Origin of the sequence: Methylomonas sp. AM2-LC, from assembly GCF_039904985.1 — a bacterium.
Classification (GTDB): Bacteria; Pseudomonadota; Gammaproteobacteria; order Methylococcales; family Methylomonadaceae; genus Methylomonas.
The window spans coordinates 3,889,450-3,915,428 of the sequence record NZ_CP157005.1 but is presented as its reverse complement, the minus strand read 5'-3'; the positions used below and the strand labels follow the sequence as shown (position 1 = coordinate 3,915,428).

23 protein-coding genes are annotated in these 25,979 nt (G+C 42.2%); 10 read left to right on the top strand and 13 right to left on the bottom strand.

Annotation, left to right across the window (positions count from 1 at the left end; translation table 11 throughout):
• Nucleotides 1-6: 6 nt before the first annotated feature.
• Both mnmA and ABH008_RS17345 read right to left on the bottom strand, forming a co-directional pair.
• Complete coding sequence (gene mnmA, locus ABH008_RS17350) at nucleotides 7-1,095, bottom strand: tRNA 2-thiouridine(34) synthase MnmA (RefSeq protein WP_347986869.1); 1,089 nt, start codon at nucleotides 1,093-1,095, stop codon at nucleotides 7-9.
• Nucleotides 1,092-1,547, bottom strand: a complete 456-nt coding sequence (locus tag ABH008_RS17345; RefSeq protein WP_347986868.1) for an NUDIX hydrolase — start codon at nucleotides 1,545-1,547, stop codon at nucleotides 1,092-1,094. The genes mnmA and ABH008_RS17345 overlap by 4 nt, the downstream gene beginning before the upstream one ends.
• Nucleotides 1,548-1,669: 122 nt before the next feature.
• On the opposite strand from ABH008_RS17345, the gene clpS reads away from it, so the two are divergent.
• Both clpS and clpA read left to right on the top strand, forming a co-directional pair.
• Nucleotides 1,670-1,993 (top strand): ATP-dependent Clp protease adapter ClpS, encoded by a 324-nt coding sequence (gene clpS / locus ABH008_RS17340; protein WP_347986867.1) that lies wholly within the window; start codon nucleotides 1,670-1,672, stop codon nucleotides 1,991-1,993.
• 10 nt (nucleotides 1,994-2,003) lie between these two features.
• Nucleotides 2,004-4,283, top strand: a complete 2,280-nt coding sequence (gene clpA / locus ABH008_RS17335; protein WP_347986866.1) for an ATP-dependent Clp protease ATP-binding subunit ClpA — start codon at nucleotides 2,004-2,006, stop codon at nucleotides 4,281-4,283.
• A gap of 34 nt (nucleotides 4,284-4,317) precedes the next feature.
• Here the strand turns inward: clpA and infA are convergent, their stop codons facing one another.
• A complete protein-coding gene (gene infA / locus ABH008_RS17330; protein WP_347986865.1) occupies nucleotides 4,318-4,536 on the bottom strand; it encodes a translation initiation factor IF-1 in 219 nt (72 codons plus the stop codon).
• Nucleotides 4,537-4,848: 312 nt separating this feature from the next.
• Here infA and ABH008_RS17325 point away from each other — a divergent pair, with 312 nt between their 5' ends.
• Nucleotides 4,849-5,331 carry a molybdenum transport protein gene (locus ABH008_RS17325; protein WP_347986864.1) on the top strand — a complete coding sequence of 161 codons (483 nt, stop codon included), beginning with the start codon at nucleotides 4,849-4,851 and terminating at the stop codon, nucleotides 5,329-5,331.
• A gap of 41 nt (nucleotides 5,332-5,372) precedes the next feature.
• Here the strand turns inward: ABH008_RS17325 and ABH008_RS17320 are convergent, their stop codons facing one another.
• Together ABH008_RS17320 and ABH008_RS17315 are read right to left on the bottom strand one after the other, a co-directional pair.
• Nucleotides 5,373-6,203 carry an HDOD domain-containing protein gene (locus ABH008_RS17320; protein WP_347986863.1) on the bottom strand — a complete coding sequence of 277 codons (831 nt, stop codon included), beginning with the start codon at nucleotides 6,201-6,203 and terminating at the stop codon, nucleotides 5,373-5,375.
• A 99-nt stretch (nucleotides 6,204-6,302) separates the two neighbouring features.
• Nucleotides 6,303-8,051 carry a methyl-accepting chemotaxis protein gene (locus ABH008_RS17315; protein ID WP_347986862.1) on the bottom strand — a complete coding sequence of 583 codons (1,749 nt, stop codon included), beginning with the start codon at nucleotides 8,049-8,051 and terminating at the stop codon, nucleotides 6,303-6,305.
• Nucleotides 8,052-8,285: 234 nt separating this feature from the next.
• On the opposite strand from ABH008_RS17315, the gene ABH008_RS17310 reads away from it, so the two are divergent.
• From ABH008_RS17310 to ABH008_RS17295, 4 genes are all read left to right on the top strand, one after another.
• Nucleotides 8,286-8,771: a low molecular weight protein-tyrosine-phosphatase gene (locus ABH008_RS17310; protein ID WP_347986861.1), complete on the top strand. Its 486-nt coding sequence runs from the start codon at nucleotides 8,286-8,288 to the stop codon at nucleotides 8,769-8,771.
• Nucleotides 8,768-9,487 (top strand): dienelactone hydrolase family protein, encoded by a 720-nt coding sequence (locus tag ABH008_RS17305; RefSeq protein ID WP_347986860.1) that lies wholly within the window; start codon nucleotides 8,768-8,770, stop codon nucleotides 9,485-9,487. Before ABH008_RS17310 ends, ABH008_RS17305 begins: the two co-directional genes overlap by 4 nt.
• Nucleotides 9,488-10,026: 539 nt before the next feature.
• Nucleotides 10,027-10,632 (top strand): DVUA0089 family protein, encoded by a 606-nt coding sequence (locus ABH008_RS17300; protein ID WP_347986859.1) that lies wholly within the window; start codon nucleotides 10,027-10,029, stop codon nucleotides 10,630-10,632.
• A 73-nt stretch (nucleotides 10,633-10,705) separates the two neighbouring features.
• The gene (locus ABH008_RS17295; RefSeq protein WP_347986858.1) at nucleotides 10,706-11,194 is read left to right on the top strand and encodes a hypothetical protein; all 489 of its coding nucleotides are present in this window, start codon (nucleotides 10,706-10,708) and stop codon (nucleotides 11,192-11,194) included.
• An 80-nt stretch (nucleotides 11,195-11,274) separates the two neighbouring features.
• Here ABH008_RS17295 and ABH008_RS17290 read toward each other — a convergent pair whose 3' ends face one another.
• The 3 genes from ABH008_RS17290 to ABH008_RS17280 form a co-directional block, all read right to left on the bottom strand.
• Nucleotides 11,275-12,492, bottom strand: a complete 1,218-nt coding sequence (locus ABH008_RS17290; RefSeq protein ID WP_347986857.1) for an MFS transporter — start codon at nucleotides 12,490-12,492, stop codon at nucleotides 11,275-11,277.
• A gap of 62 nt (nucleotides 12,493-12,554) precedes the next feature.
• Nucleotides 12,555-13,379 (bottom strand): retropepsin-like aspartic protease, encoded by an 825-nt coding sequence (locus tag ABH008_RS17285; RefSeq protein WP_347986856.1) that lies wholly within the window; start codon nucleotides 13,377-13,379, stop codon nucleotides 12,555-12,557.
• A gap of 212 nt (nucleotides 13,380-13,591) precedes the next feature.
• Nucleotides 13,592-14,536, bottom strand: a complete 945-nt coding sequence (locus ABH008_RS17280; protein WP_347986855.1) for a hypothetical protein — start codon at nucleotides 14,534-14,536, stop codon at nucleotides 13,592-13,594.
• A gap of 333 nt (nucleotides 14,537-14,869) precedes the next feature.
• On the opposite strand from ABH008_RS17280, the gene ABH008_RS17275 reads away from it, so the two are divergent.
• The 3 genes from ABH008_RS17275 to ABH008_RS17265 all read left to right on the top strand — a co-directional run bounded on the left by ABH008_RS17275 (nucleotide 14,870) and on the right by ABH008_RS17265 (nucleotide 19,587).
• The gene (locus ABH008_RS17275; protein ID WP_347986854.1) at nucleotides 14,870-16,291 is read left to right on the top strand and encodes an Nramp family divalent metal transporter; all 1,422 of its coding nucleotides are present in this window, start codon (nucleotides 14,870-14,872) and stop codon (nucleotides 16,289-16,291) included.
• 16 nt (nucleotides 16,292-16,307) lie between these two features.
• Nucleotides 16,308-17,624: an amino-acid N-acetyltransferase gene (argA, locus tag ABH008_RS17270; RefSeq protein WP_347986853.1), complete on the top strand. Its 1,317-nt coding sequence runs from the start codon at nucleotides 16,308-16,310 to the stop codon at nucleotides 17,622-17,624.
• A gap of 526 nt (nucleotides 17,625-18,150) precedes the next feature.
• A complete protein-coding gene (locus tag ABH008_RS17265; RefSeq protein ID WP_347986852.1) occupies nucleotides 18,151-19,587 on the top strand; it encodes a carbohydrate porin in 1,437 nt (478 codons plus the stop codon).
• A 255-nt stretch (nucleotides 19,588-19,842) separates the two neighbouring features.
• Here ABH008_RS17265 and ABH008_RS17260 read toward each other — a convergent pair whose 3' ends face one another.
• The 5 genes from ABH008_RS17260 to ABH008_RS17240 all read right to left on the bottom strand — a co-directional run bounded on the left by ABH008_RS17260 (nucleotide 19,843) and on the right by ABH008_RS17240 (nucleotide 25,945).
• Nucleotides 19,843-20,490, bottom strand: coding sequence for a hypothetical protein (locus tag ABH008_RS17260; protein ID WP_347986851.1), 648 nt, complete (start codon nucleotides 20,488-20,490; stop codon nucleotides 19,843-19,845).
• A gap of 349 nt (nucleotides 20,491-20,839) precedes the next feature.
• On the bottom strand, nucleotides 20,840-21,079 hold the full coding sequence (locus ABH008_RS17255; RefSeq protein ID WP_347986850.1) for an EexN family lipoprotein: 240 nt from the start codon (nucleotides 21,077-21,079) through the stop codon (nucleotides 20,840-20,842).
• A 443-nt stretch (nucleotides 21,080-21,522) separates the two neighbouring features.
• Nucleotides 21,523-22,875 carry a TolC family outer membrane protein gene (locus ABH008_RS17250; RefSeq protein WP_347986849.1) on the bottom strand — a complete coding sequence of 451 codons (1,353 nt, stop codon included), beginning with the start codon at nucleotides 22,873-22,875 and terminating at the stop codon, nucleotides 21,523-21,525.
• Nucleotides 22,876-22,877: 2 nt separating this feature from the next.
• Complete coding sequence (locus ABH008_RS17245; protein ID WP_347986848.1) at nucleotides 22,878-24,215, bottom strand: HlyD family type I secretion periplasmic adaptor subunit; 1,338 nt, start codon at nucleotides 24,213-24,215, stop codon at nucleotides 22,878-22,880.
• On the bottom strand, nucleotides 24,212-25,945 hold the full coding sequence (locus ABH008_RS17240) for a type I secretion system permease/ATPase (RefSeq protein WP_347986847.1): 1,734 nt from the start codon (nucleotides 25,943-25,945) through the stop codon (nucleotides 24,212-24,214). The genes ABH008_RS17245 and ABH008_RS17240 overlap by 4 nt, the downstream gene beginning before the upstream one ends.
• Nucleotides 25,946-25,979: the final 34 nt, after the last annotated feature.

Below are 25,979 nucleotides of genomic sequence, written 5' to 3'. Positions count from 1 at the left end.
CAATATTTATATATTCGCTTTAGACTCAATAATCCCACCACCCAAACACACTTCTCCTGTGTAAAATACCACCGATTGCCCCGGTGTAATGGCGCGTTGTGGTTCGGCAAAGCGTACTTTAATTCGACCCTCTGGTAAAGGTTCAACCCGGCAGGTTTGATCCGGCTGTCGATAGCGGGTTTTGGCGGCGCAATCTATAGCGTCAGTTAACGGCTCACCGCTACACCAGTCCAGTTGACCAGCTTCCAGGCTATTATGTAACAGTAGTGGATGTTCATGGCCTTGTCCGACTAATAAAATATTATTGTCCAAGTCCTTATCCAATACAAACCAGGGCTCATCTGGTGCGTTTTTAACACCGCCGATGCCTAGTCCCTGGCGTTGTCCCAAGGTGTAATACATTAAACCGTGGTGTTTGCCAATGTACTGGCCTTCAGGGGTGCGGATCTCACCCGGTTGACTGGGCAGATAGCGTTGTAAAAATTCCTTGAATTTGCGCTCACCTATAAAACAGATACCTGTACTATCTTTTTTGCGGCTATTAGCAAAGCCAGCTTTATCAGCCATGGCCCGGATTTGTGGTTTATGTAAATGACCGATGGGAAACAAGGTTTGCGACAGGGCTTCCTGTCCCATGGCATACAGAAAATAGCTTTGCTCTTTATTCGGGTCTAAACCTTTTAATAGCTGCGCTTTGCCAGTGTTTTCCACGCGGGCGTAATGGCCAGTGGCGATGTATTCAGCGCCCAAATCTTCTATGGCATAATGCAAAAAAGCTTTAAATTTAACATGCTTATTGCAAAGTATGTCAGGGTTTGGGGTGCGTCCAGCTTTAAATTCGGCTAAAAACACCTCAAACACTTCATCCCAATATTCGGCAGCAAAATTTACGGTTTTTAATTCAATGCCCAGTGTATCGCAAACCTGTTGAGCGTCGGCCAGATCCTGCATGGCAGTACAATACTCTGTGCCATCGTCTTCTTCCCAGTTTTTCATAAACAGACCGGTTACCTTATGGCCTTCCTGCAGCAGGCTTAAAGCCGTTACAGAAGAATCTACGCCGCCGGACATACCAACAATAATGTGTTTACTCATACACAATCCAGAAAAGAATGTAATATAGACAAAGGATAACGCTGACCTTGTAAAAATTGGTCTATACTTTCAAGAACCAATGGGCTTCTTAATTGTCTACTACGTGCGATAATATCAGCGTGGCTTAGCCAGTGGGTTTGTATAATGCCGTCGTCCAGTTTTTGTTGTGGATGGTGGGAATGTACTTCTCCACAGAAACAAAAGCGCAGAAAGCTGGGGAAGTCGGGGGTTTTTCGCCATAATTGTATGGCGACGAGTGCCTGTGGTTCAAATAGCCAGGCAGTTTCCTCAAAGACTTCTCGTTTTACAGCGTCGAGCAGATTTTCACCCGCTTCCAAATGGCCAGCGGGTTGATTGAAAGCCAGACCCTGTGATGTGGTTTCTTCAACCAATAAAAAACGTTTATTTTTTTCGATGACAGCGGCGACAGTAACGTGAGGTTTCCAGGTCATGACTTTTAGGGCGTAATGAAAAGGTGCGCATTTTACTTGAAATGATTATTATCTGTGTAAAGATTGAAATTTACTGATTTAATCACTATGTTAATTACCTGATAAACTCAAAAACATGAAATATGCCTGATTTCGATCCTTTTAAAGACTCTGATGGTAATACTGCGGTTCAGGAAGCCAAACCGCAGTTAAAAAAACCACCTTTGTATAAAGTTATTCTTTTGAATGACGACTTTACACCTATGGATTTTGTTGTAGAAGTGCTTACGGATTTTTTTAACATGAGTCAGGAGCGTGCAACGCAAGTGATGTTACAGGTACATACACAAGGTGTGGGGGTTTGCGGAACATACTCAAAAGATGTCGCAGAAACCAAAGTACATATCGTCAATAATTATTCCCGTGAGCACCATCATCCTTTGATGTGTGCCATGGAAGAGGCGTAAGAGGTAAACTATGCTAAGTAAAGAACTTGAAGTGACACTGAATGCTGCATTTACTGTAGCTCATGCTAAACGCCATGAGTTTATAACCGTGGAGCATTTGTTACTGGCTTTATTGGAAAACATTACCACCATACCCATATTAATTGCGTGTGGCTGTAATGTCAGTTCCCTGCGAGCAGAGTTAACGCATTTTATTGATGACACTATTTCGTTGATTCCGGAAGGAACACATCGAGAAACACAGCCTACGCTGGGTTTTCAACGCGTGTTGCAACGGGCGGTGTTTCATGCCCAGGCCTCCGATAAAAAAGAAGTAACGGGTGCCAATCTGTTTGTTGCTTTATTTAGTGAGCAGGAGTCTCATGCTGTCTATTTACTGAATAAACAAGATATTAGTCGTTTAGATGTGGTGAATTATCTGGCGCATGGTGTCTCAAAAATTGAAAAACAAGAGCGTAAGGAATCCGTCGATGAGGTGGATACTGATCGTGCTGGCAATGATGCCTTGTCGAGCCCGCTGGAAAAATTTGCCACCAATCTTAACGAAGAAGCGCTTAAAGGTAATATCGATCCGTTAATTGGTCGGGAAATGGAAGTTGAGCGGACTATCCAGATTTTATGTAGACGTCGAAAAAACAATCCATTATTGGTTGGCGAAGCCGGCGTTGGCAAAACCGCCATTGTTGAAGGTTTGGCCAAACGTATTGTTGAAGAACAGGTACCCGATGTTTTGTTGAATAATGTTATTTATTCGCTGGATATGGGGGCTTTGGTGGCTGGTACTAAGTATCGGGGTGATTTTGAAAAACGCTTGAAAGCCTTAATCAGTCAATTAAAACGCCAGCCCAATAGTATTTTATTTATTGATGAAATCCATACCATTATTGGTGCGGGTTCTGCGTCCGGCGGTGTGATGGATGCTTCCAATCTAATCAAGCCGGTACTGGCTTCTGGAGAATTGCGCTGTATAGGTTCCACTACCTATCAGGAATTTCGCGGCATTTTCGAAAAAGATCATGCATTAGCGCGGCGCTTCCAGAAAATTGATGTTGTAGAACCCACTATCGAAGATACGGTAAAAATTCTTAAAGGGCTTAAAACCCGATTTGAAGAGCATCACGGTCTTAAATATACGCACGAAGCCTTGCAGCTGGCGGTTGAATTATCGGTACGCTATATTACTGATCGTCATTTGCCTGATAAAGCGATAGATGTGATTGATGAAGCGGGTGCTAGGCAGCGCTTGTTTACGGATCCAGATCGCAAATACACTATTGATACTGCCGAAATAGAAGAAATTGTCTCCAAAATTGCCAGAGTACCTGCGCAATCAGTGTCTGCTAACGATAAAGACAAACTGTCAAATCTGGAGAAAAACCTGAAAATGCTGGTGTTTGGGCAGGATGAGGCCATTGGTGAATTGGCTTCGGCGATTAAATTAACTCGAGCGGGTTTACGTGATACCACCAAAACCATTGGTTCGTTTTTATTTTCCGGACCAACCGGGGTAGGTAAAACCGAGGTATCTCGTCAATTAGCAAAAGTATTGGGTATAGAATTAATACGCTTTGACATGTCAGAATATATGGAGCGTCACACGGTTTCGCGTTTGATTGGCGCACCCCCTGGTTACGTCGGTTACGATAAGGGCGGTTTGTTGACTGAGGCGGTTACCAAGCATCCGCATGCAGTATTATTATTGGATGAATTAGAAAAAGCGCATCCAGATGTATTTAATCTGTTATTGCAGGTAATGGATCACGGTACACTGACAGATAATAATGGTCGACAAGCTGATTTTCATAATATTATTCTAATTATGACAACCAATGCAGGGGCAGAAGAGGGTAGTAGAGCCTCAATAGGTTTTACTCATCAAGATCACGCTTCGGATAGTATGAAAGCGGTGGAGCGTGCATTATCGCCCGAATTTAGAAATCGTTTGGATGCCATAGTACAGTTTAAACCACTGGATATGAGTGTGGTTACCAGTGTGGTCGATAAGTTTATCTTTGAACTGGAAGCTATTCTTGTAGATAAAAATGTTACCTTGACTCTGGAAGTGACTGCACGTAATTGGCTGGCGGAGCATGGCTACGATGTAAAAATGGGGGCCAGACCAATGGCGCGCCTGATACAGGAAAAAATTAAAAAGCCCTTGGCAGAAGATTTGCTTTTTGGCCGTTTAGCCAATGGTGGTCATGTGCGCATTTATGTCGAGAATGGTGAGCTGGCTTTCGGTATTGAAAGTAATCAGTTTGCCGATTCGGAATTAAATCAATTGGTCTAGAGGAGCAGTTATCTAATCCCGTGTAATAACGGGATTAGCGATTGCGGAAAGTGATGCGGCCTTTGGTTAGATCGTAAGGCGTCATTTCAACTCTGACTTTGTCGCCAGTGAGGATGCGGATGTAATGCTTACGCATTTTTCCGGAGATATGTGCTGTGACAACGTGCCCATTTTCCAGTTCGACTCGAAACATGGTGTTAGGCAGGGTGTCGATTACCTTACCATCCATTTCAATCTGATCTTCTTTTGCCATAATTTAAGTCCTATATTTAAAACGTACTATTCTACCATGAATATAGCGGATATTTATAACATTCTCGGCAATCACTAAGCATATTGATTGCAATTACTGATGACAAAGTGCATTGCATAAGTGTAACGAGTTTCGCCAAGGGGTTTTTAAGTAATCAATGTCAGCTAAAATCTACAGAGGTTACGATGAATGAGAATAATTTTTCTTAGTTGGGTTTACCCCAACCTGAGGGTTTCAATAAATTAACTGTATATGTCTAGAGAGTAAGTATATGATGCCAATTTTTGATACTCTGCAACCTTTATTCGAAGTATGAATTCTAAACAAGCAAATACTGAAGTCTTGTCACCAAAAACCAAGCTTACTTTCCGATTAATGCATCACGGTGAAATTGCCATGGGGCCGGGTAAAGCTGAGTTATTATTGGCAATTTTGCAGACAGGCTCTATTTCCGCTGCTGGAAAATCCATGCAAATGAGTTATCGACGCGCCTGGATGCTGGTGGATGTGATGAACCGTTGTTTTAAAGAGCCCTTGGTACTGACTGCGAAGGGTGGAAAAGATGGTGGTGGAGCCACGCTTACTCCGCTGGGTTTGCAAGTGCTAGAGAGTTACCAAGCGGTAGTTCAGGCGATTAACCATACTGTACAAGCCTACACACCCCTTTTTTCAGGATTAATGGCAGATCTTCCTCCTGAAGAAAATCATTACCAGGACTCGCTAGACCCTATTGCTACCAATGCAGTGCTATGTCGTGATGAAAAAGAACAGCAGCAGTCGTTGAATCAAGAGTAACGGGTTAATTCAGTTTCGTCGGCGTGCTTAGATTTTTGGAATTAATCGGTTAAACCTTCTAAGTTAGAGTTGATGGCAAGAATTTCATTAATATTGGCTTCAATCACATCAGCACCCAAGCCAATTTTCTCAGTCACTGCGAAGGGGAAATCACTCAGAATATTTGCGGCGGACTGATCGCTTGCCAGAGATTGGGAAATATAATTGCCTAAAAAGACAGCACAAGCTAATTGATTCGGTGTCGCTACAGATAAAGGCTCTGCTGATTGTTCAATGGCCGTAATTAATTCATCACCCAGTTTCCAGCGACGTAATAATTCGGCACAAACAGCTTGATTAGTAAAACCTAGCCGTTTTTTTTCAACGTCAGGACGAAAACTGCCCGCTTTGGCACGCTGATCAATTTCGTTAGCTTCTTTAGAGGCGCCTAAATGTAGAAGAATGTTACCTAATCCGCTAAGCAGGCCAGCTGTATAAGCCACTTCTGCCTGTAGTTGCGCTTTATCTGCAAACCATTTTGCATATGAGGCACTTAAAAATGTAGTGTTCCAGAATTGCTTAACATCGAAATTAGGGATACTTGGAACGCTGTGCACTAGGCTGGAAGCAATCACCAGTGTTTTCAACTGCGATATACCAATTATTAATGTCGCTTCTTCTATTGAATTCACTTTTCGAGTCAATCCAAAATGCGCAGAATTTACCAAGCGCAGTACTTTTAAAGCAATCATTTGTTCTTTTTCGACATTCTTGGCAATATCAAGAATGTCCGAATTAGGATTGCCAAGTTGATTGATAATACTATTAACTATTTCTGGAATTTGCGGAAGGTTATGAATTTGGTTTAACAATTGGTTGATATCGGTACTCATCGTCCTATCCCTATGTCGTTATGTCGTTTGTAACCGAGCCGGAAGCCTTTAGGCTTCCGGTTATTAGTGTTATACCTTTGCTAGTCGGCCAGCAGAGGTTTATATTTTAAAACTGCCTATAGTGGCACGCAATTGATTTGCCAGCTCCAAAAGTTCTTTACAGGCTTCCGCTGTTTTTTTAGCGCCAGTAGAGGTCTCCTCCGAAACGTGGCTAATATTGCTGATATTTCGATTGATTTCTTCAGCTACAGCGGTTTGTTCTTCAGCAGCACTCGCGATCTGATTATTCATGTCATTGATCATATCTATTCTTTGGCTGATAGAGGTAATAGATCCACCTGCTGATGCAGCTTGATCAACACTGGATGATGCACGTTTTCGACCATTTTCCATCACGGAAACAGCTTGTTTGGCGCGTCCCTGCAAACGTTCGATGGTTTGTTGAATTTCCAGTGTTGAATTTTGCGTGCGGCTGGCCAGGGTTCTCACTTCATCGGCAACCACCGCAAAGCCTCGACCTTGCTCTCCAGCTCTGGCGGCTTCGATAGCAGCATTTAATGCCAATAAATTAGTTTGTTCTGCAATACCTTGAATAACCCCTAATACTTCGCCAATACTATTGCTATCGTTTTCAAGTTCATGAATAACGTTTGCAGCATTTTCTACTTCCGTGGCCAAACTGTTGATACCTTTTACCGCTTCATTAACAATATTTTTACCGGCAGTGGCTTCTCTGTCAGCTGTTTCAGCCGCTTCAGATGCTTTAACCGCATTACGCGCCACTTCCTGTACAGTGCTTGTCATTTGTTTCATGGCATTGGCAACCATGGTGGTTTCTTGCAATTGACGATCCACGCCAGATTGAGTGGATTGGGTAATCGTAGCTAATTTATTGGAAGCCGTGGCCAGTTGTTCACTGGTATGGTTGATAGACTCAATGGTTCGACTGATTTTTTTCACAAAAGAATTAAAGCTTGAGGCTACCCAGGCAAGCTCAGATTTTCCAGATGCATCCAGGCGTGCACGTAAATCGCCATCACCACTGCCGATGGCTTGTAAGTTAAGAGCCAGTTTGGTTAAGGGGCTAATGATGATGCTGTTCATCACAAAATAGCCAGTGATACCAACAATGAGTAAGCCCAGCAATAAAGCGATGATTGCATACACTATAGTGAGTTTATATTGGCTGTAATCTGAACTATAGGGTGAAATGATTTCAAAAGCGCCATGTAAGTCACCGGCGTGGTGATTTTCCATGGGGTATCCCAGTAAATCCTGACCCTTATCATTTCCCCATAAAGCCAGAGAAGTGCTTGGATCACCATGGCAGTTTTCGCAGGATTTAACCAGTTTTACAGGTCTAAAATAGCGAATTTCCAGTTTTTCTTCGTCAATATAACTATATTCTTTCAGGGTGTTATCTGCTTTAAACTTATCAAGTACCTGACGCTCTAAGTCGTCGGGTTGATTTCTGGATACATCGCGAGGATTTAATGCGGGTGCCTTAAAGCGAAATCCACCCTCTTTAGCTTTAGATTCAATTACATTCCAGGCATTTGCAGTCGGAACCGTTGCCATTATTAGTTCGCGTTTATTGGGTTTTTCCGCAACAAATTGTATTAACTGTTCTGGAGAAAATAAACCATTTTCCCATTTTGCCACGGTTTGATCACGGATAGATTCGGAAATGAGTAGTAATTGCCGTGAGCTTTCTATTTTTCGATCAATAAGTTTATTTTTTTCTACAACTGAGAATAAGATTAGTAAACCAATCCCCAAAATACATAACGCTACCATGGTAATAGCGACAACTTTTACACCCACTGAATGTAAATTCATCAGTCTCATACAAATCTCCTGAGTTTTTTTATAAATTTAAGTACTCTTTGCGAGCTTTGCCCTTTTACGTTCAGGTTTTAGTAATCTAGGATTTATTTTAGATAACGATGTTAAAGAGGTGCTGCATTTGCATTAAGATCCCCCCTTGCCAGGCCCGTATCTAATCCCGATTTAAAGCACTTAAAGACAGTGTCCAAAGTATAGCTTACAATTCTTGGACTTCTATTAAAAAAACTCTAAGTTATGCACAAAATAAAGATATTATTTGTTTGTATGGGCAATATTTGTCGTTCCCCAACGGCAGAAGGTGTTTTTGCCGATTTGGTAGTAAAAAATAATCTAACTGAGCGCTTTCACATTGATTCGGCAGGTACCCATGCTTATCATGTTGGAGATGCTCCCGATTTGCGCGCACAAAAAGCAGCGCGTGATCGTGGAATTGAGTTGCAAACCATTCGAGCCAGAAAAATTAATCATAATGATTTTGTGCTGTTCGATCATATTCTGGTGATGGATGACGAAAACTTTGCCAGTGTCGAACAAAGTTGTCCAGTAGAGTACAAGCATAAAGTTGCATATTTTTTGGATTTTGCTCCTGAATTAAAGGTGCGCGAAGTACCTGATCCATACTATGGAGGAGCGTATGGGTTTGAAAGAGTGCTGGATATGGCTGAAGCGGCATCGGCAGGTATTTTAGTGGCTTTAAAAGAATCCGGAGCATTAACATGACTATTATCAGTAATTCAGTTGCCTATTTGCATGATGAAGTAGTGTTGGAAGGTTTTTTTGCATACGACGATAGTTTTTCCGGACAGCGTCCAGTCGTGCTGATTCATCATGCTTGGTGTGGGCGTGACGAGTTTGTTGCAGACAAGGCAAAAAAACTGGCCGAATTGGGCTATTTGGCATTTGCAACCGATATGTATGGGAAAGGTATTTTAGGCTCTACGCCAGAGGAATGTACCAGGCTGATGCAGCCTTTTATGCAAAATCGCACATTATTACAAAAACGTCTGCTCGCCAGCTTGGCAGCTGTTAAATTATTGCCATGGGCGGATAATCGGCGCATTGCAGCCATCGGTTTTTGTTTTGGTGGTTTGTGTGCGTTGGATTTAGCGCGTACTGGAGTTGAGTTAAGTGGAGTGGTATCGTTTCATGGTTTATTGTCACCACCTGAAAACATTCCTAATCCCATTATCAAGGCCAAAGTGCTGGTGTTACATGGTTATGATGATCCCATGGCGCCACCCGCTCAAGTGTCTGACTTACAGAGAGAACTGAGTGACGCAAATGCCGATTGGCAAGTGCATAGTTATGGTCAAACCCTGCATGCCTTTACTAATCCAGTAGCCAATAACCCTGATTTTGGCACGGTCTATAATATCAAAGCGGATCAGCGCTCCTGGCTAGCGATGCAGAATTTCTTGCACGAAATTTTCGCTTAATAGTAAGGTTTGGAAATAATAGTCGGTTTCAAAGGCTGTTGATGAGGGCGGCTTTAACTTTAGCTTTGGCCAATTTTCAGCTAGAGAGTGCGTCATTCTGGTTTTTTGCAGAACTTTCCCTCTAAAGATATCGTCAATGTGATTTTGTGGATTTTTTTTGGTATTCTTTGTTAATGGATTTTTTGGAATAAAAATATTAAGTTTTTGAAAAATATTGTTTTTATTTTATAGTCTTTTGTTTTTTAGGTATTTTTCCAGGTTTTTATTTAGCTAAATGAAGGTGCTATTCAAAAATTATTGACAATTTTTGTTAAATAGATAACATGACCAAGCGCACAGTTTTTTTTGTTTAATCATGATAAGGATAAGTTTCTGTTTTGAAAGTTGTGTCTATCGGCATCAAAGCATAATATTTACTTTATCTGTTACACCGATGTGAAATTCTAATAGAGATTACAGTTTTTTCAAGTGAGTAACGGTGGTTATAAAACCATCATCAAATTTTTTAAAATACCGGTATATCCGCTGCAAGGTAAATTATGTTAATACGTCGCTTTTATTTATTGAGTTTATTTTTGGGGTTGGTTAACACGGCCAATGCGACTACCGATACGTTTAGTGGTTATCTAAATGATGCAGGTAATTCGGCATTAGTTGCCAGTGATCTCACTACAGCATTATTTGACACGCCTGCTGACATGGTCAACAACGTAGCTATATACGATTTTACAGTGTTGACTGCTGGAACAGTGACTTTTGAAAGTCAAGGCTTTGCGTTGGGTGGTATCGATCCTTATTTCACCTTGTTTGAAGGTACTGGCAACTCTGCTGTGTTCAATAATCAATCCAACTATACTCAGGCTTTTAGTACCGGAGGTGATTTTTCACTGTCTTATTCATTGGCAGCAGGGCATTATGAGCTTGCTTTAAGTTCTTTTGCCAATATGTCGTTTGCAGAAAATAATCCTACTACGGGTACGCTGCAAGATGGATTTACCGGTCTTGGTAGCGATTCAGGAACGACTAATCCTTATTATTATCAACTGGCTGTCACTGGCGATGTTTTTACCGTGCCAGAACCAAGCAGTCTGCTGCTATTTGGCTTCGGTTTGTTGGGTATAGCAACTAGAAAACTTCGTAGTTAATTGTCCACATAAATAAAAAAATGGCTTTTCGTTGGCCACTATAAATCTTAATAAAAATAAACAGGAGCGTTAAATGTTAAAAATGTCAGCCAAACAATTAAAAACCACTGTCTTATTTACAGTAATGGCTATAGGTTTAGGTTTCAATGTAAGTAATGCTTTAGCAGCGAGCGGCGTTAAAGCGGCTTATGTAGAAACGGTATCGCCTTCAAAACCATTCTCGGGTACAGTACAGGTTTTGAATTCAGCAGCTGCAGTGGGTCCTGGAACGGGGATACTGGGTGTAACCAGTATTACTCTGACTAATTTCGATTCATCTGCGCAGCAAGTATTTGTTTTTGCACCTGTTTTTTCTAATAGTACAACGTGTTCTGGATCCATTATTGGTGGTGGTACTCCGCAAATGACTGTGTATGTGCAACCCTTTTCCACTTTGCATTTAACTTATCCTAGCCCACTGGTTTTCAGCTCAGCAACGGGTACAGCCTGTGTGGCTGTTGAAGTAACAACCACTCTGCATGGCGGTGGGGTTGAAATGATTGTGAATGGTTTTATTAATTGAGTTAATGCCATTTGGTTTGGTAAAACGCTAGCCTAATGATCAGTGTTGCGCTACCTTAATGTAGCGTAACACTGTAAGGATCATTCTAATTGACTTAATTCCAAACGACGTAATTTCGGTGCCAGTTTTGCCGTTGCACCCACCACCAACAAAGTCATAACCCCGCCAAACAGGACTGAAGGTACCAAGCCTAACAGGCTTGCCGCCAGTCCCGACTCAAAAGCGCCCAATTCATTAGATGAACCTATAAAAATACCATTAATAGCGGCCACTCGACCGCGCAGATTATCTGGGGTTATTAATTGCATGATGGTGGTACGCATCACCACCGAGACGCCATCACAGCTGCCCGAGATCATTAAAAATAAGGCGGCAAGCCAAAAATTGCTGGACAAGGCAAAGCCGATAATACACAAACCGAAGCCTGCGACTGCAGCTAGCAACCAACGCCCCGCATGTAAATTAAGCGGATGGCGCGCCAGCATAAGGCCGGTCAGCACCGCTCCCACCGCCGGTGCTGCGCGAAGTATACCCAGACCCTCAGGCCCATAATGAAAAATATCATGTATGAAAGCCGGCAGCATGGCAACGGCACCACCAAATAACACAGCAAACATATCCAGACACTGAGCCCCCAAAATGATTTGCTGACTAAATACAAAACGCAAACCTTCACCAATGCTGGTAAACAAGGAGCTTCGTTCTGCAGAGGGTGGTTGTGGGATGCGTAATGCTAACAAGGCAACGGTAGCCGCTAAACACAACACGGCAGCAATGCTATAGGCACCGGATTTTCCACACCAGGCCACCAGAAACCCACCTAAGGCTGGGCCAGTGACCAGTCCGAGTTGAAAAACCGAACTGCCCATGCCCGCGGCTTTGCTGTATAAATCTCGTGGTAATACCAGCGCAAACAGGGCGCTGTATGACGGACCGAAAAAAGCTCTTGCCATTCCGGTAAAGGCAATGAGTGTATAAATCCAGACGCTGGGATCGCCACTAATAGTATTATTGGCAATCGATTGTAAACACAAGGCAATAATGCTCATTAATAAACAAGCAAAAATACCAAACCAACGCCGTGAATAATGATCAACTAAATAGCCCGCAAATAAGGCACAGCTAAAGTAAGGAATTACTTCCGCCAGTCCAATTAAGCCCAATGCCAGTGGGTCGTGAGTCAGTTCATAGATGTGCCAACCGACTACGATAGCAATAATCTGATACGCAAGCACAATTAAAACTCTAAAACATAACAATTTTATAAAAGCCGAGTTCAATATGCTAGATGGTTGCATGGTGACCTAAGGGTAAAAAAGAAAAGCTAGGGTAGGGGTATTAAAACTGTACGGCGAAGAAATCAATGATCGCTATAGATGGTTTTACAGGTTTTAAATTCATCACAACTGACTGTTTTCTTCATAGTATGATTTTTTTTAAGCTGCTTTTCAGATAGCAAGTTGTCAATGGTGGTGTTATTAGTATCAAGGATCGATATTTGAGTAGAATTAATATTGGTCTGCGTGTTGGCTGACAATGTTAAGGTATCGCCAGTTTGCGTTAGGTTAAATAATTTAAGCGTATTCATGCCGATTAAAACTTCATTTAAATGTTGATTAATAATGGCATCCAGATTTTTAATTTCAGCATTACCCATTTTTAAGCTTTTTATTTTTGTCAGATGATCGGTCACTCTTCCGCCCGCAGTAATCGTGTCAATAGCTTGTCCCAAAGTTAAACCTGCAGAAACTGCCAAATCATAAGGTATAGATGTTTTGGTCGCACCTGTGTCGATAAGATATGGCATGGGTATATTGTTAATTAATGCTCTGCCACGAAAGTGACCTTGTTTATCTGCTTTTAAAACAAGTAATCCTGCATTTAATAATGGCAGTTCTTTTACACTGGTTTCAGGTTGGTTTGCCGAGAGTTCAGGTAAAGCAGCAAAAGCAAATTCGCCAGCCAATGGTTTGTGGGAAAATAAATTGGGCCCCCACCACAATAACATAAAGCCAATGAGTGGATAACAAACAGAGAATGTGCGCAGCAAAATCCGCATGGATACCCTGCATAAATAGGGTTGCAACAGAGAAGTAAAACCGGAGGCACAACGGCCTACGCTACACTTAGAGCAGGTTGCTTTAACGCGTTGCCAATAATAATTACGGTTTTGCAATCCGCTCATGGTTGTTGAGTAGTGATGATATTTTTTAGCATTATAACAACGACTCTTATCGTCTAACAATGAAGATAGTCGCTAATTCATTACACAGCTTGTCATCTGTCAATGCTGGGTTTCGGCTATTGGCTTTACCCAGCACGCTACTCTATTCAAATGGATTAAAGAATTGCTTTTCTGGCGTATGTGGTTGTCATAATAGTATCCAAGAGTACCCGTTAAGCGGGTTTATTTTTGTTTCGAAACCATAAAAAACCAACAGTAACAAAGCTAACTACAGCCAGTAGCCCCATCATGAAGCGCGGTTCTAATAAATGTATGGCCCCATTGTTATCCAGGTATTTAAATTTACTGATGACCCCGAGTTCTGGATCAGTCACATCAATACTAATAGATTTGCCTTCCAAGTTTAAAAATTGTACTTCGCTGTCATCAAAAGGTTTGATATTGCGAGTGTCCGAGCTGGGTAATACTGGAAATAGTGGTGTTTTGCTTAAATGAGCAGAACCAAGGTGTTCAGCAATTTCTGCTTCCAGTGCCGCAGTCGTTTTGCCGTCAGTTTTGATATGAATAGGATTTTCATTCTCAATTTTGATAATGATTTCACCGGTTGAAGCCGTTTGAGCGGTTCGGGTTGAAAAGTCGTCTATGTATTCTACGTTAGCGGTGTAAACCAGATCAAAAGCCACTTGTACTCCGGCTTCTGTAAATGACTTATCTACCAAATCAAAACTCAGAGCCTGGTCGCTGTAATCGCGGATAGTAATATTGGTTAAAGAGTAACCCGCTTTGTTGACAATAGTAAATGCCGGTCTGTCAGGTGTTTGTTCCACTGTAATACCGCGCCAGTTTGGGTCAAGCTGGATCAAACCATCTTTCATCGCGGTTACCAATTTTTTGGCAACCATTACGCCAGAGCCATCTCCTTCCTGTTTTTTGCCATTCAGAAAGCTCAGCGCGTAAGAGCGAAATAATTCGGCGTTATCAATTCGCCATTCGACAGTATAAGAAAATAAAGAATCCTTGTTTCTTTTCGGTGTGCTGGTATGAATGCGCAATTTATCCTGACCCATAGGCGTGGTAGACGCGCTAACGGGTTGGAATAAACCTGTCGAAAAACAGGCAATAGTTAGGGCAAGACAGAAGGGACTAAATGGCTTCATAGCAATTCCTAGCGAAAAAAACGCCCACGTTAGCACAATGCTGGCCCAGAAGGAAGTTAGCAAATGGGACGAAAAGCTCTCCCTCTATGCTACGGACAATAATCATTTACTATGCTAAAAGTACATAAAATTTGCTAAAAAGTATGAAATTTGCGGAAATAAGCGGTTTTTATACGTGTATACATCAAAAACCCTGATTTTTGCCGATTAGAATTGCATGTTTTTCGACAGGATTTGGGTGAACGGGTACACTATTTTTACAGACACCATTGCAATACTGCACTCACGTACGTGTAGTTTTTTGCATTCCACTATCGCTTACACAGATTGACCATGAATAATTCAAATTTACAACAGTTGCCGCGCCAAACTATGCCGCGTTTCCCCGGTTGGTTGGCGGCACTTGGCCCCGGCGTTGTCTGGATGGCTCTTGCTCAGGGAAGTGGCGAATTAATCTGGTGGCCCTATATGGTCGCTAAATATGGTTTAACTTTTTTGTGGTTGTTAATCCCTGCCTGTTTATTACAATATCCACTGAATTTGGAAATAGGACGCTACACACTGCTAACAGGGGAAAGTATTTTTCATGGCTTTATCCGTCTGCATCGCGGTTTCGGTATTTTTCTGTGGTTGTTAATGACGGTGTCTTTTTTATGGTTTGGTGCTTTTGCTTCTGCTGGCGGCACCGCATTGGCTGAGCTGACACATTGGCCGCAAGGCTGGAGCCAACGCGGGCAAAGTCTGTTTTGGGGTTATGCCTCAATAGCCGTATTTATTAGCGCTATTTTAGCCAGTGGTGTGGTATATACCTTAATTGAACGCTTTATGAAACTGGTTGCCGTTGTCACTGTCGTTGGCTTGCTGTGTGCCTGTCTGCAAACTGAAGTCCAGGCTGCTATTCCCAGTTTTATGCAAGGCTTATTAGGTCCAGTAGGACCTATGCCACAACCCTGGGATAGTCAAGATGCCAGTAAGTTACTCACAGCCATTACTTTTGCTGGTTTAGGTGGCTTCTGGATTTTATTTTATTCCTACTGGTTGCGCGACAAAGGTGCAGGGATGGCTGGTCTAGTGGGGCGCATAACGGGACTAGGCGGTGCTGAAGAAGCCGTGCTTTGTGAGGGGTTTTTACCGACAGATGAAAGTAAGAGCGCTGTTCGCTGGCAAATTTGGCGACGTTTTTTAAAGGTGGATATTCTGGTTGGTATTTTGGGAAACCTGTTTACCACCTTAATGACCTGTCTGTTAGCCTATGCATTGTTATTACCCAAAGGGCTATTGCCACAAGAATACGAACTGGCGGTGGTACAGAGCCAGTTTTTTGCGGTAACCTGGGGCGAAATAGGTCGGCTATTATTTTTAGTCGTTGCCGCGGCGTTTTTAACCGATACCTGGTTGGCTACGGCTGATGCCGTTAGCCGTATCCAGGCAGATATTGTGTTAACTCTGTTTCCTAAATCCCGGCAGTGGTCTGCGCGGCGCTGGTATTATATTTTTCTGGCACTATTGACGGTTATTACGTCATTCACCATGCAATTAGATGCGCCTGGTCCTTTGATATTGATCAGTGCTTTAATCGGTTTTATTGGTACCATCCTGTTTCCCGTAGCCCTTTATCTGATGAATTATCATATGTTACCCCCTCACTTGCCAGCTTGGGCCAGGCCGAAAGGGCAACCCTGGTTGTTGGGGCTGAGTTTTATTGCCTATCTGATTTTGGCGGCTTTGTATTTAAAAGCCCGTTTTATGCTTTGATTGTTTAAAGATTACCATGCTATTACAAAACGAATTCGTTAATTGGTTCCGGGCGTCATCGCCCTATATACATGCGCATCGCAACAGTACTTTTGTCATTTTTTTTAGTGGGCAGGCTGTCACCGAAGCAAATTTTGATAATCTAATCCACGATTTTGCCCTGTTAAAAAGTCTGGGGGTGCGATTGGTACTGGTGCATGGTATTCGTCAGCAAATTGATGCGCAATTACCACTGGGCGATACTGCACAATTTCATCACCACTTGCGCATTACTAATGCTAGTACACTGCAGTATGTAAAACAGGCGACAGGTTTAGTCAGGGTAGAAATCGAAGCACTATTATCCATGGGGATTTCTGGCTCACCCATGGCGGGTGCCAAAATTAGGGTGGCTTCAGGTAATTATGTCACCGCCAGGCCATTGGGTGTCCTGGATGGCATAGATTATGGATATACGGGTACAGTAAGGCGTATAGATAGCCAAGCTATTCATCAGCAATTGGACAATCAAAATGTGGTGCTCATTTCGCCAATAGGCTATTCCCCCAGTGGCGAAGTGTTTAATCTGTCAGCGGAAGAAGTGGCCACCGAAGTGGCTATTGCCTTGCAAGCAGATAAGCTGATACTACTGACCGAGCAAAACTGTGTAGTACCCGAGGATGAAACCCCCATTCAGCAACTGACTATCCATCAGGCTGAAGTGTTACTGCAACAAAAACCTGGTTTGCCAGCCGAACTGGCGCGATCATTACAAGCTGCTATGCAAAGTTGTTTACAGGGTGTACAGCGTGCACATTTAATCAATCGTCAGCTTGATGGTAGTCTGTTGCTGGAATTGTTTACACGTGACGGCATTGGTACTCTGGTGAGTGCCAATGCCTTTGAATCAATCCGTCAAGCTGGATTAGAAGACATTGGCGGTATCATGGATTTGATCAAGCCATTAGAACAACAAGGTATTTTGGTTAAACGTTCACGCGAAAAATTGGAAATGGAAATTAGTGATTACGTTGTCATTGAGCGCGATGGGCTGATACTGGGTTGTACCGCTTTTCATGTTATTAATGGCGATAATAGTGCCGAAATAGCCTGTCTAGCGGTGCATCCAGACTATCAAAAAGGTGAGCGTGGCAATACCTTGCTGGATTATTTAACCGAAAAAGCGGCCAGACAAGGCATTAGTCGCTTGTATGTGCGTACCACACAAACCATACACTGGTTTATTGAACGTGGTTTTATACCGTGTAGTATTGCCGATTTACCAGAAATACTGCAAAGTAACTACAACTATCAACGCAATGCTAAATTATTGTACAAAATCGTAAAGCACTAAGCACTACTTACCCTTTCAAACTAAGCTCAAATTGTATTTTGTGAGTCTTCTTGCACTTGGTCAAAAAAAGAGTGCAGAAGCCACGATGCGCTAGCAATTCTCAACCTTCTTTGTTGACTGCAATCGTGATTCTTGCCATTTTAGCTACTTTGCTTGTCTACTCACTTCAGTATTGATAATTATTGTTATTCATATTTACAAACTCTGCATTGATATATTTGTAAGATCAACTAAGGTTATCATGATAGGTCTAACTTATCCTTTTTACATAAAGGAACGGTAACCATTAAACGTTGCAGGCAAGATCAGTCTTTTGCGTTCACTTGCTAGGGTCAGTTTAATTGCAATACGGTTTAAACATGATAGGCAATATATTCAGTAATAAGTACTATTGCGCTTGGTCAAATAAATGCTAAACAGCAGAATAACAATTTACAGAGAATTAACCATTACTACCATTTTTAAAAATTGCATAGGTATAACAAAAATCAGTTTTTTTAGGCACAACAGCTGTTTATTAGCAGTGATGCTGTTAAGTTTTAAGCTAAATGCTTTTGCTGATGAACGCGCACCCCAGAAAGAAGAGTTTCCAATTGATGATGTACCCGGTTTTTCCTTTATGCGTACACTCGCCGAAAATGGCTTGCACGATTTACAAAACGAACGCTGGAATTTATACGGGCAGGGGACTTTTATATCGCAATGGCACCCGGCATTTCCAGCCGCCTATACCAATGTTAATGGTTCACGCAATTCTTTGTTGCCGCAAGCACAAAATGCTTTTACCGGTACTGTCACCTTATACGGTGGCTTAAAACTTTGGGAAGGCACCGAGCTGTATGGCGCTCCAGAAATGATCTCTGAAGATCCTTTTTCTAATTTAAAAGGCTTGGGTGGCTCCATACAGGATTTTGAATTCCAAAAATCGGGAACGGTACAACCTACTTGGTATCGCTCACGTGCTTATGTAAAACAAACTTTTAATTTGGGTGGGCAAAGCACTCATCTTGATTCAGGGCCACTACAATTGGCACAAGATGTTGATAATCATCGCGTGGTGGTCTCGTTTGGTGATATGAGTGTACTGGATATATTTGATAAAAACACCTTTTCTGGTGATTTACGCCAGCAATTCTTCAACATGTCCTTTATGACCTATGGTGCTTACGACTTTGCCGCAGACTCGCGCGGATATACTGTTGGATTGGCTGCCGAACTGTACTACGATAACTGGACCTACCGTATTGGTCGCTTTCTGCCTCCTAAAAACCCGAATGACCTGTCCATCGATTTTAGAGCCTTTAAATATTATGGCGACCAAATTGAAGTGGAACATAAACACACTGTTTTTGGTCAAGAGGGGGCTGTCAGAATTCTGGGGTTTCATAATCATGAAGATACGGGTAGCTTTGCCGGCGCTATTTCCGCTTATCAAGCTGATTCGGGCAAAAATGCGGCTAACTGCCTTGGTTGGAATTATGGCTCAAATAACACTAGTGCACCGGATGTCTGCTGGGCGCGTCGTACCGATGACAAATACGGTATCGGTATCAATCTGGAACAACATATTAGCGAAGACATTGGCTTTTTCTTTCGCGGCATGTACAACGATGGCAGAACCGAAGTTTACAACTACACCTCTACTGATCGCTCTATCTCTCTAGGTACGGTGTTTCATGGCAAATTATGGGGCAGGCACAAAGATGCGCTTGGTGTAGGGCTTGCACAAAACATGTTATCTGCGGTGCATGTAAAATATTTGCAAATGGGCGGTATTGATCAATTCATTGGTGATGGTTATCTTACTTACCGTCCCGAGCAAGTTCTGGATGTGTATTATAAATATAATTTAATCAGTTCCGCCTTCGCTACCGCCGATTATCAGTTTATCAATCATCCCGGTTATAACGCCGACCGTGGTCCTATGAGTGTGCTGGGTTTACGTTTTCACGTGGATTTTTAGAGTATTATTCCAATAAACTGGTTGTAGCTTACAGAGCTTCTAATTCACTTATTTTCAGTAGAGGGAACTTCGAAAAATCATCCTTCGACAAGGCTTTCCTGAGCATAGTCGAAGGGCTCAGGGCAAGCGGTTGTTTTATATATCAATGGCTTATTGTTTGTGCTTAGCCTGTCGAAGCACAAAAGCCAGGTTTTTCGAAATTCCCTAGAGTGTCAACGATAACGATTTGCTACTCACTGTGGCAATATTTCCCATTTATAAACAATTAATATCATGGTATTGATAGGGCTTGTCGAGCACCTCTTTTACTTGTTCAAAGCGAATATATTCTTCATCACTATTAAGGATATGTTTGGCTAATGCGGAAATAGTCTGCCAATTTTCAAAGTGATCAACAAAAGTGAATGCTTCAACAAATAACGCGTTAAGTGTTGTTATACGCTTCTCTGGAAAGGGTATAAAAAACTCCAAATAAAATTTAACTTCTTGTAAGTCTGCCCTGCCACCGTAGTTAATTAGAGCATCAGGTTTAAGTAAATTAATGTTGAAGATTTCGTTATCGCGTAGGGCAACATATTTTGCTTCTGCAAGCGATCCTGCAAGGAAATTGACTATATCGGCCTCGTAGGCCGTTTGATAGGTATATTCCTCTTTTTGCTCTGCGTCATAATGTAATAAAAATAAATCATCTATCTGTCTTCCACCGCATATTTGCGTAGAGAAAGTCGAAGATAATCGGGTTTGCTTTTGAATATGTATCTGAAAATAAAGTGAGGGCAAATTTTTGCGATTGTTTTCCAGATAAATGGCCGCAGCATGTCCTGCTTCATGAAAAGCAGCGCGTTGTGCTATTTCTGTTTCAATGGAGGTATGTAAGGTATTAGGCTGACTAGATCGTTTCATAATTATCCTGCCCTTTAAAGCGTTCTGAAACTATTGCTTTCTCACCATCATATTATTGTTATAACAGTAATAATAGATGAAAAGATAACTAATGATGAAACCCGCACAGCCCTTTAACAGTTAAGTCCATATATTCCCATTTATTCAGATTATTTTTTAAGTAATAGGGACGTAGACTTATATTTATAAATGATTATCTGTTCAAAAGCTGCTTATGAATTTAGAGGTGTTAAAAGTATCAATAAGATAAATCGAAAAGCATAATGCTTGCAGATAGTTGAGTGATAATCAAAAAACTAGCCGTTTGCATTGTGCTTTTCGATAGATGATTTTCAAAGTTCCCTTTAGCTCAATTGCCGCCTTTAAACATAATTTGCAACGCATGAAGTGAGTTTTCGCAATTAGGTGTCGATTGTAAGCTGGGATTATCGTGACATTGTTGATTTTGCATTTTCGCTGCTTTGACGTTGGCAACATACCAAGCAACTGATTTAGTATCATCATTCGATTCGCCAGCGATAGTCGCATTAAAAGCAGTCAGTGCTAAAACTAAAGTAACTGAGATGGCGATAGTAGCATATTTATTCATAAGTAATTCCTTACGTCCGTTTACAAGATTAAATGTTATATCTTATATCTCATGTCTAATAAGGATGAGATGGAGCATAATCTAACAAAATAATCGAATAATGAAAATGTGGTTAATTGTCGCGCGACAAATTGTCACAAAGAAAATTAATGAGGTAAGTAACTAATCAGCTTGAGTTTTAATGACGATGATTAAAGTAAGTTAATCACCTAGGTAAAATTGCGGCATATGACCTATAAATTATAAAAAAATAGGTTAAATAACATAGTTTAATTAATAAATGAAGAATGCTGATGTTTCTTTCAACTTAATATTATTAAATATAAGCAGTAAACTAATAATAACTAAGTGAGATTACTTGGTGTATGCAAATCCTAAGTGGGAGAATTTAGTCTGTACATGGTTCTACTGATTCAACGGCGCTGAGCATAATGACTGCTTACTTATTCTTCCAATTTTATGGGATTACCAAACCAGGGTGCGATGGATTCCAGATCAAGATCGGCAAAAGAACCTGCGTTGAGACGCAAGCGGATCAAATTGCGGATAAACTCATAGCGTGCTTTAAAATAATCGGTTCTGGCTTTCAATAAACGCTTTTGTGCATCCAGCACATCAATAATGGTGCTTACACCCAGCTGATAACTGCGTTCTTTGCCGATTTTGGCCTGTTCTCGAAAAACCGCTTCTTTTTTACTGGAGGCAATGCGGGTATGTCCGGAAACCACGTTTAGCCACGCTGTTCTAGTGTCTTCCTCTATACTGCGACGAGTTTCTTCAATCTTTTCTCGCGACATCTGGAATTTGCTGGCCGCTTCACGTTCACCGGCTTCAATGCCGCCGCCCGCATAAATAGGGATATTTAAATTCAGGTACAAAGAGCCTACATTGTAAGTGGAAGAACTTTGTAAATTGTTATAGCTGGTATTGGCATAAATTTCATTGGCACTAATTGAAGCCGTAGGCAAATGCCCGGCAAGAGCACTGCCTCGCATTGATTGCGCAGATTCAGTGGCATATTGCAGCGCTAATAATTGCGGATTGGCGCTTAACGCTTCCTGAACCCATTCATCTACACTGCGTTTAACTTCTGGAAACTCGTTTTGCGTCAGCGGGTCGGCTGTTTGCATTACCGTGCCGGTTAATTTGCGGATTTTTTCGGTTGCTATGGCTTTTTGATGCTGAGCTTCCAACTGGGTACTATTTAAGGATTCGGCATAGGCTTCGATTTCGTACAAATCAGTACTACTTGCCAGTTCATGTTCGCGCATCATGCGCATACTTTTTAGCTGTGCCTGGGTAGCGGCTAGTTCTGCCTCTAATTGTAAGAGCGAGTCGTTCGCTTCCAAAACAGTTAAATATTGATCAACTAAATTGTAAGCTAGCTGCATACGTTGAGCGAGTGCCTGTTGTTCGCTTTGTTTGGACTGGCTTTTGGCGCTTTCCAAGCGTAGATAAGATGGCAAATCAAAGATGGGCTGGCTAATCTGTAATATGCCTCGATAACCCGTATAATCGACCGTTTTACCTCCACCAAACGGTTGAAAACCTGTTGCCATAGCATTTGGATTGTAATTATTGAAAGAATAATAACTATTGATACTAACGTTGGGCAGCAATTTGGCTAAGGCCTGATCCTGTTGGGCGCGTGCCTCTTCAACCGCATATTCTGAGCCTTTTAGGGTTGGATTATTTTCGACCACTTGTGCCCATAACTGTAACAGGCTTTCTGCATTAGCTGATGTCAATGTTAGCAGGAAGAGTACAAAACATATGAGTAATTGGTAGGGGCTCATTACTACTCTTCTATCATGGCGCGAGAAAACGAATCGCTCAAAGGATCTGACAAATATTGTAAAAGTGAACGGGTGCCAGTGTGGATTAATACTTCGGTCGGCATGCCCGGTACTAACTCCAGATTTAACTTATGGAAAATGGCTAAACCTTCGGGATTAAGCTCAACACGAGTTAGATAGTAGGGCATATGTTGGGCATCATCTGTGGTCAGGCTATCGGCAGATAGAGCAATGACCTTACCTTCAATTCGAGGCAGTTCTTTGCTTTTAAAGGCGCTGAAGCGAATTTCGGCACTCTGACCAATTTTGACATTATCAATATCCAACGGTGACACTTTGGCTTCTATTAGCAATTTCTCGTTTTGCGGTACGATTTCCAAAATAGGCGAACCCGGAGCAATAACACCACCTTGAGTATGCACGGCTAAACCCAGCACTTTGCCTGCATTAGGGGCTTTGATTATGCCTCTTTCTACGGTTTGTTCCAGCGCGTGAATTTTCTGGCGCAGATCAAACAGGGTGGATTGCACGTCGGCCAATTCTTTTATTACTTCGCTCTGTAACTCTTTTTCTAGCTGTAAGACCTTAAGTTCCGTTTCGCTGATTTGTAAACCAGCAGATGCTATATTTGATTGCAGTTCAGCACTTTGTGCCTGGCTATCAGTTAATTTGCGATCCAATTCGTTAACAATTTTGTTGTCGCTATAACCTTCTTTTAATAACAGCTGGTACACTTTCAATTCACTGGCATAGGAGCGCGTGGATTTGTCTTTGCTGCTCAACTGTGCTGTTAGTCCTTGTTCTTTGGCATGCAATTGTGCAATTTGCTTTTGATATAAATGTTTTTCATTTTCCTGCGAAAGTCTCCGCGCCCGAAAGGTTTGGCTTTGCACCTGCATGGCCTCATCAGCGCGTGCATCGCCTTTGGCTGCTAATAATTCCTGAGGATAAACGATTTGTGGTTTATTGTCACGTAAAGCACTCAACCGAGCTTCACGGGCTAATGCGATGAAATATTGACCACGAAAAACCTCCAGTTGCGAACGGGATTGAGTATCATCCAAACTAACCAATATTTGGCCTTTTTCGACCCAATCACCATCGTGCACGCGAATAGACTCTATAATGCCTCCCTCCAGATGTTGTATGGTTTTTCGATAGTTTTCCACAGTAATTTGACCTGGAGCATGGGCGGCACTGCTCAGTGGTGCCAATGCAGCCCAAACGCCAAAGCCGCCAAATAAAAAGATAACCAGAAATAGACCAAGAAGGCGTGTGGAGCTATCGTCAGTGGGTGGAATTTCCTCATCGGTATTATCGTTTATAAAGGCCTTACTCATTTACCCACCGGAACAGTTGTTGCGTTATTGACAGAGCCAGTTGCAGCACTGGCGCGCTGTAAAGCAATTAGAACTTCATCGCGGGGGCCATAAGCCGCCACTTGCCCTTCACGCATAATAATAATACTATCCACTTGCCCAAGTATATTGGGTCGATGAGTGACTACCACCACCGTGCAACTCTGCTCACGTAACTTGTTAAGAGCTGTCGCCAACGCAGTTTCGCCATCCAGATCCAGATTAGAGTTAGGTTCATCCAGAATTATCAGCCGCGGAGAAGCGTATAAGGCTCGTGCTAAACCAATCCGTTGCCGTTGTCCTGCAGATAAAACGTTGCTTTGTCCCTGAATTATCGTATCGTAACCTTCTGGTAAGCTTAATATCATGTCGTGTATACCCGCCATTCGTGCAGCTTCAATCACCTGTTCCGCATCAATTACACCAAAGCGTGCAATATTCTCACTAATACTGCCATCCAATAACTCCACATCCTGCGGCAGATAACCAATAAAGTTTCCCAATATTTCGCGATTCCATTGCTTAATGTCGGCACCATCCAATCGTACTTGACCTGTAGCGGGTTTGTACAATCCCAGCATGGCTCTAACCAAAGTCGATTTACCTGCAGCGCTGGCACCAATGATAGCGACTTGTTGTCCCGCCTCAATGATTAAATTAATGCCGACAAGCACCGGTTTCTGACAGCCGGGTGGTTGGATGGCAACGTTTTCCATGCGAATTTGACCTAACGGGGTAGGCAAAGGCATGGGGGTTTCCCGCAACGGCACACTGTTTAGCAGTTTGTCCAGGCGAGCATACGCATCACGCGTACCGATAAAACCTTTCCAGCTGCCAATTAATATATCCAATGGAGCTAGCGCACGCCCCAATAGCATAGAACCTGCGATCATTGCCCCTGGTGAGATCTGTTTTTCTATGGCCAGATAAGCGCCCAACGCCAGAATCAAGGATTGAATCATAGTGCGGAAAAGCTTGGAAATAGCTGCTATTAGGCCCGCCTTTCCACTCGCCTTACTTTGTTTAACCAACATGGTATTTTGTTTACGTAACCAGCGCATACGCAAACGCGGTAACATGCCCATGGCGTCAATGACTTCAATATTTCGCAGGTTGCGTTGCGTATATTGGGTTGCTTCCAATGCTTCGTCGTTAGCCTTTTTAAGTAAATCACGCGTGGCAAATTCATTCCAGACATTAAGACTCATCAATATCAATGCCGAGCATAGGGCAACCACACCATAGCTCCAATGAAACCACCACATCACCAAAATGTTAACCGGAAGCCAAGGTGCATCAAAAAAAGCAAATAAGCCCGAGCCAGTTAGAAACTGGCGGATTTGTAATAAGTCGTTTAAGGGTTGGACTGTGGCATTGCGCCCTGCATTGTTGGAGGCATGGATAAATAACGCATCAAAAACCCGGATATTCAGTAATTGATCGAGACGGTTACTAGTTAATACCAAAATCCGGCTGCGCACCCATTCCAGTCCGCCCATTAAGGCTAATAAAAACATTAACAGGATAGTCAGCATACCCAAAGTGGAAATACTACTACTCACCATGACGCGATCATAGATTTGCATCATGTAAATCATAGGGGCTAATATCAGAATGTTAATAAAAAAACTGAGAACGCCAGCAACCATAAATGATTGTTTAGATTGTTGCAAAGCGTCCCGTAGATTAGCGACTTGTGCAGTTTGTTTCATACCATTGTTGATTTGATAAGTGGTTCCAGCATAT

Bases quoted from the DNA above. Each gene is read 5' to 3' on its own strand.
- mnmA (WP_347986869.1), bottom strand. From the start codon at position 1,095: ATGAGTAAACACATTATTGTTGGTATGTCCGGCGGCGTAGATTCTTCT.
- ABH008_RS17345 (WP_347986868.1), bottom strand. From the start codon at position 1,547: ATGACCTGGAAACCTCACGTTACTGTCGCCGCTGTCATCGAAAAAAAT.
- clpS (WP_347986867.1), top strand. From the start codon at position 1,670: ATGCCTGATTTCGATCCTTTTAAAGACTCTGATGGTAATACTGCGGTT.
- clpA (WP_347986866.1), top strand. From the start codon at position 2,004: ATGCTAAGTAAAGAACTTGAAGTGACACTGAATGCTGCATTTACTGTA.
- infA (WP_347986865.1), bottom strand. From the start codon at position 4,536: ATGGCAAAAGAAGATCAGATTGAAATGGATGGTAAGGTAATCGACACC.
- ABH008_RS17325 (WP_347986864.1), top strand. From the start codon at position 4,849: ATGAATTCTAAACAAGCAAATACTGAAGTCTTGTCACCAAAAACCAAG.
- ABH008_RS17320 (WP_347986863.1), bottom strand. From the start codon at position 6,203: ATGAGTACCGATATCAACCAATTGTTAAACCAAATTCATAACCTTCCG.
- ABH008_RS17315 (WP_347986862.1), bottom strand. From the start codon at position 8,051: ATGAGACTGATGAATTTACATTCAGTGGGTGTAAAAGTTGTCGCTATT.
- ABH008_RS17310 (WP_347986861.1), top strand. From the start codon at position 8,286: ATGCACAAAATAAAGATATTATTTGTTTGTATGGGCAATATTTGTCGT.
- ABH008_RS17305 (WP_347986860.1), top strand. From the start codon at position 8,768: ATGACTATTATCAGTAATTCAGTTGCCTATTTGCATGATGAAGTAGTG.
- ABH008_RS17300 (WP_347986859.1), top strand. From the start codon at position 10,027: ATGTTAATACGTCGCTTTTATTTATTGAGTTTATTTTTGGGGTTGGTT.
- ABH008_RS17295 (WP_347986858.1), top strand. From the start codon at position 10,706: ATGTTAAAAATGTCAGCCAAACAATTAAAAACCACTGTCTTATTTACA.
- ABH008_RS17290 (WP_347986857.1), bottom strand. From the start codon at position 12,492: ATGCAACCATCTAGCATATTGAACTCGGCTTTTATAAAATTGTTATGT.
- ABH008_RS17285 (WP_347986856.1), bottom strand. From the start codon at position 13,379: ATGAGCGGATTGCAAAACCGTAATTATTATTGGCAACGCGTTAAAGCA.
- ABH008_RS17280 (WP_347986855.1), bottom strand. From the start codon at position 14,536: ATGAAGCCATTTAGTCCCTTCTGTCTTGCCCTAACTATTGCCTGTTTT.
- ABH008_RS17275 (WP_347986854.1), top strand. From the start codon at position 14,870: ATGAATAATTCAAATTTACAACAGTTGCCGCGCCAAACTATGCCGCGT.
- argA (WP_347986853.1), top strand. From the start codon at position 16,308: ATGCTATTACAAAACGAATTCGTTAATTGGTTCCGGGCGTCATCGCCC.
- ABH008_RS17265 (WP_347986852.1), top strand. From the start codon at position 18,151: ATGCTGTTAAGTTTTAAGCTAAATGCTTTTGCTGATGAACGCGCACCC.
- ABH008_RS17260 (WP_347986851.1), bottom strand. From the start codon at position 20,490: ATGAAACGATCTAGTCAGCCTAATACCTTACATACCTCCATTGAAACA.
- ABH008_RS17255 (WP_347986850.1), bottom strand. From the start codon at position 21,079: ATGAATAAATATGCTACTATCGCCATCTCAGTTACTTTAGTTTTAGCA.
- ABH008_RS17250 (WP_347986849.1), bottom strand. From the start codon at position 22,875: ATGAGCCCCTACCAATTACTCATATGTTTTGTACTCTTCCTGCTAACA.
- ABH008_RS17245 (WP_347986848.1), bottom strand. From the start codon at position 24,215: ATGAGTAAGGCCTTTATAAACGATAATACCGATGAGGAAATTCCACCC.
- ABH008_RS17240 (WP_347986847.1), bottom strand. From the start codon at position 25,945: ATGAAACAAACTGCACAAGTCGCTAATCTACGGGACGCTTTGCAACAA.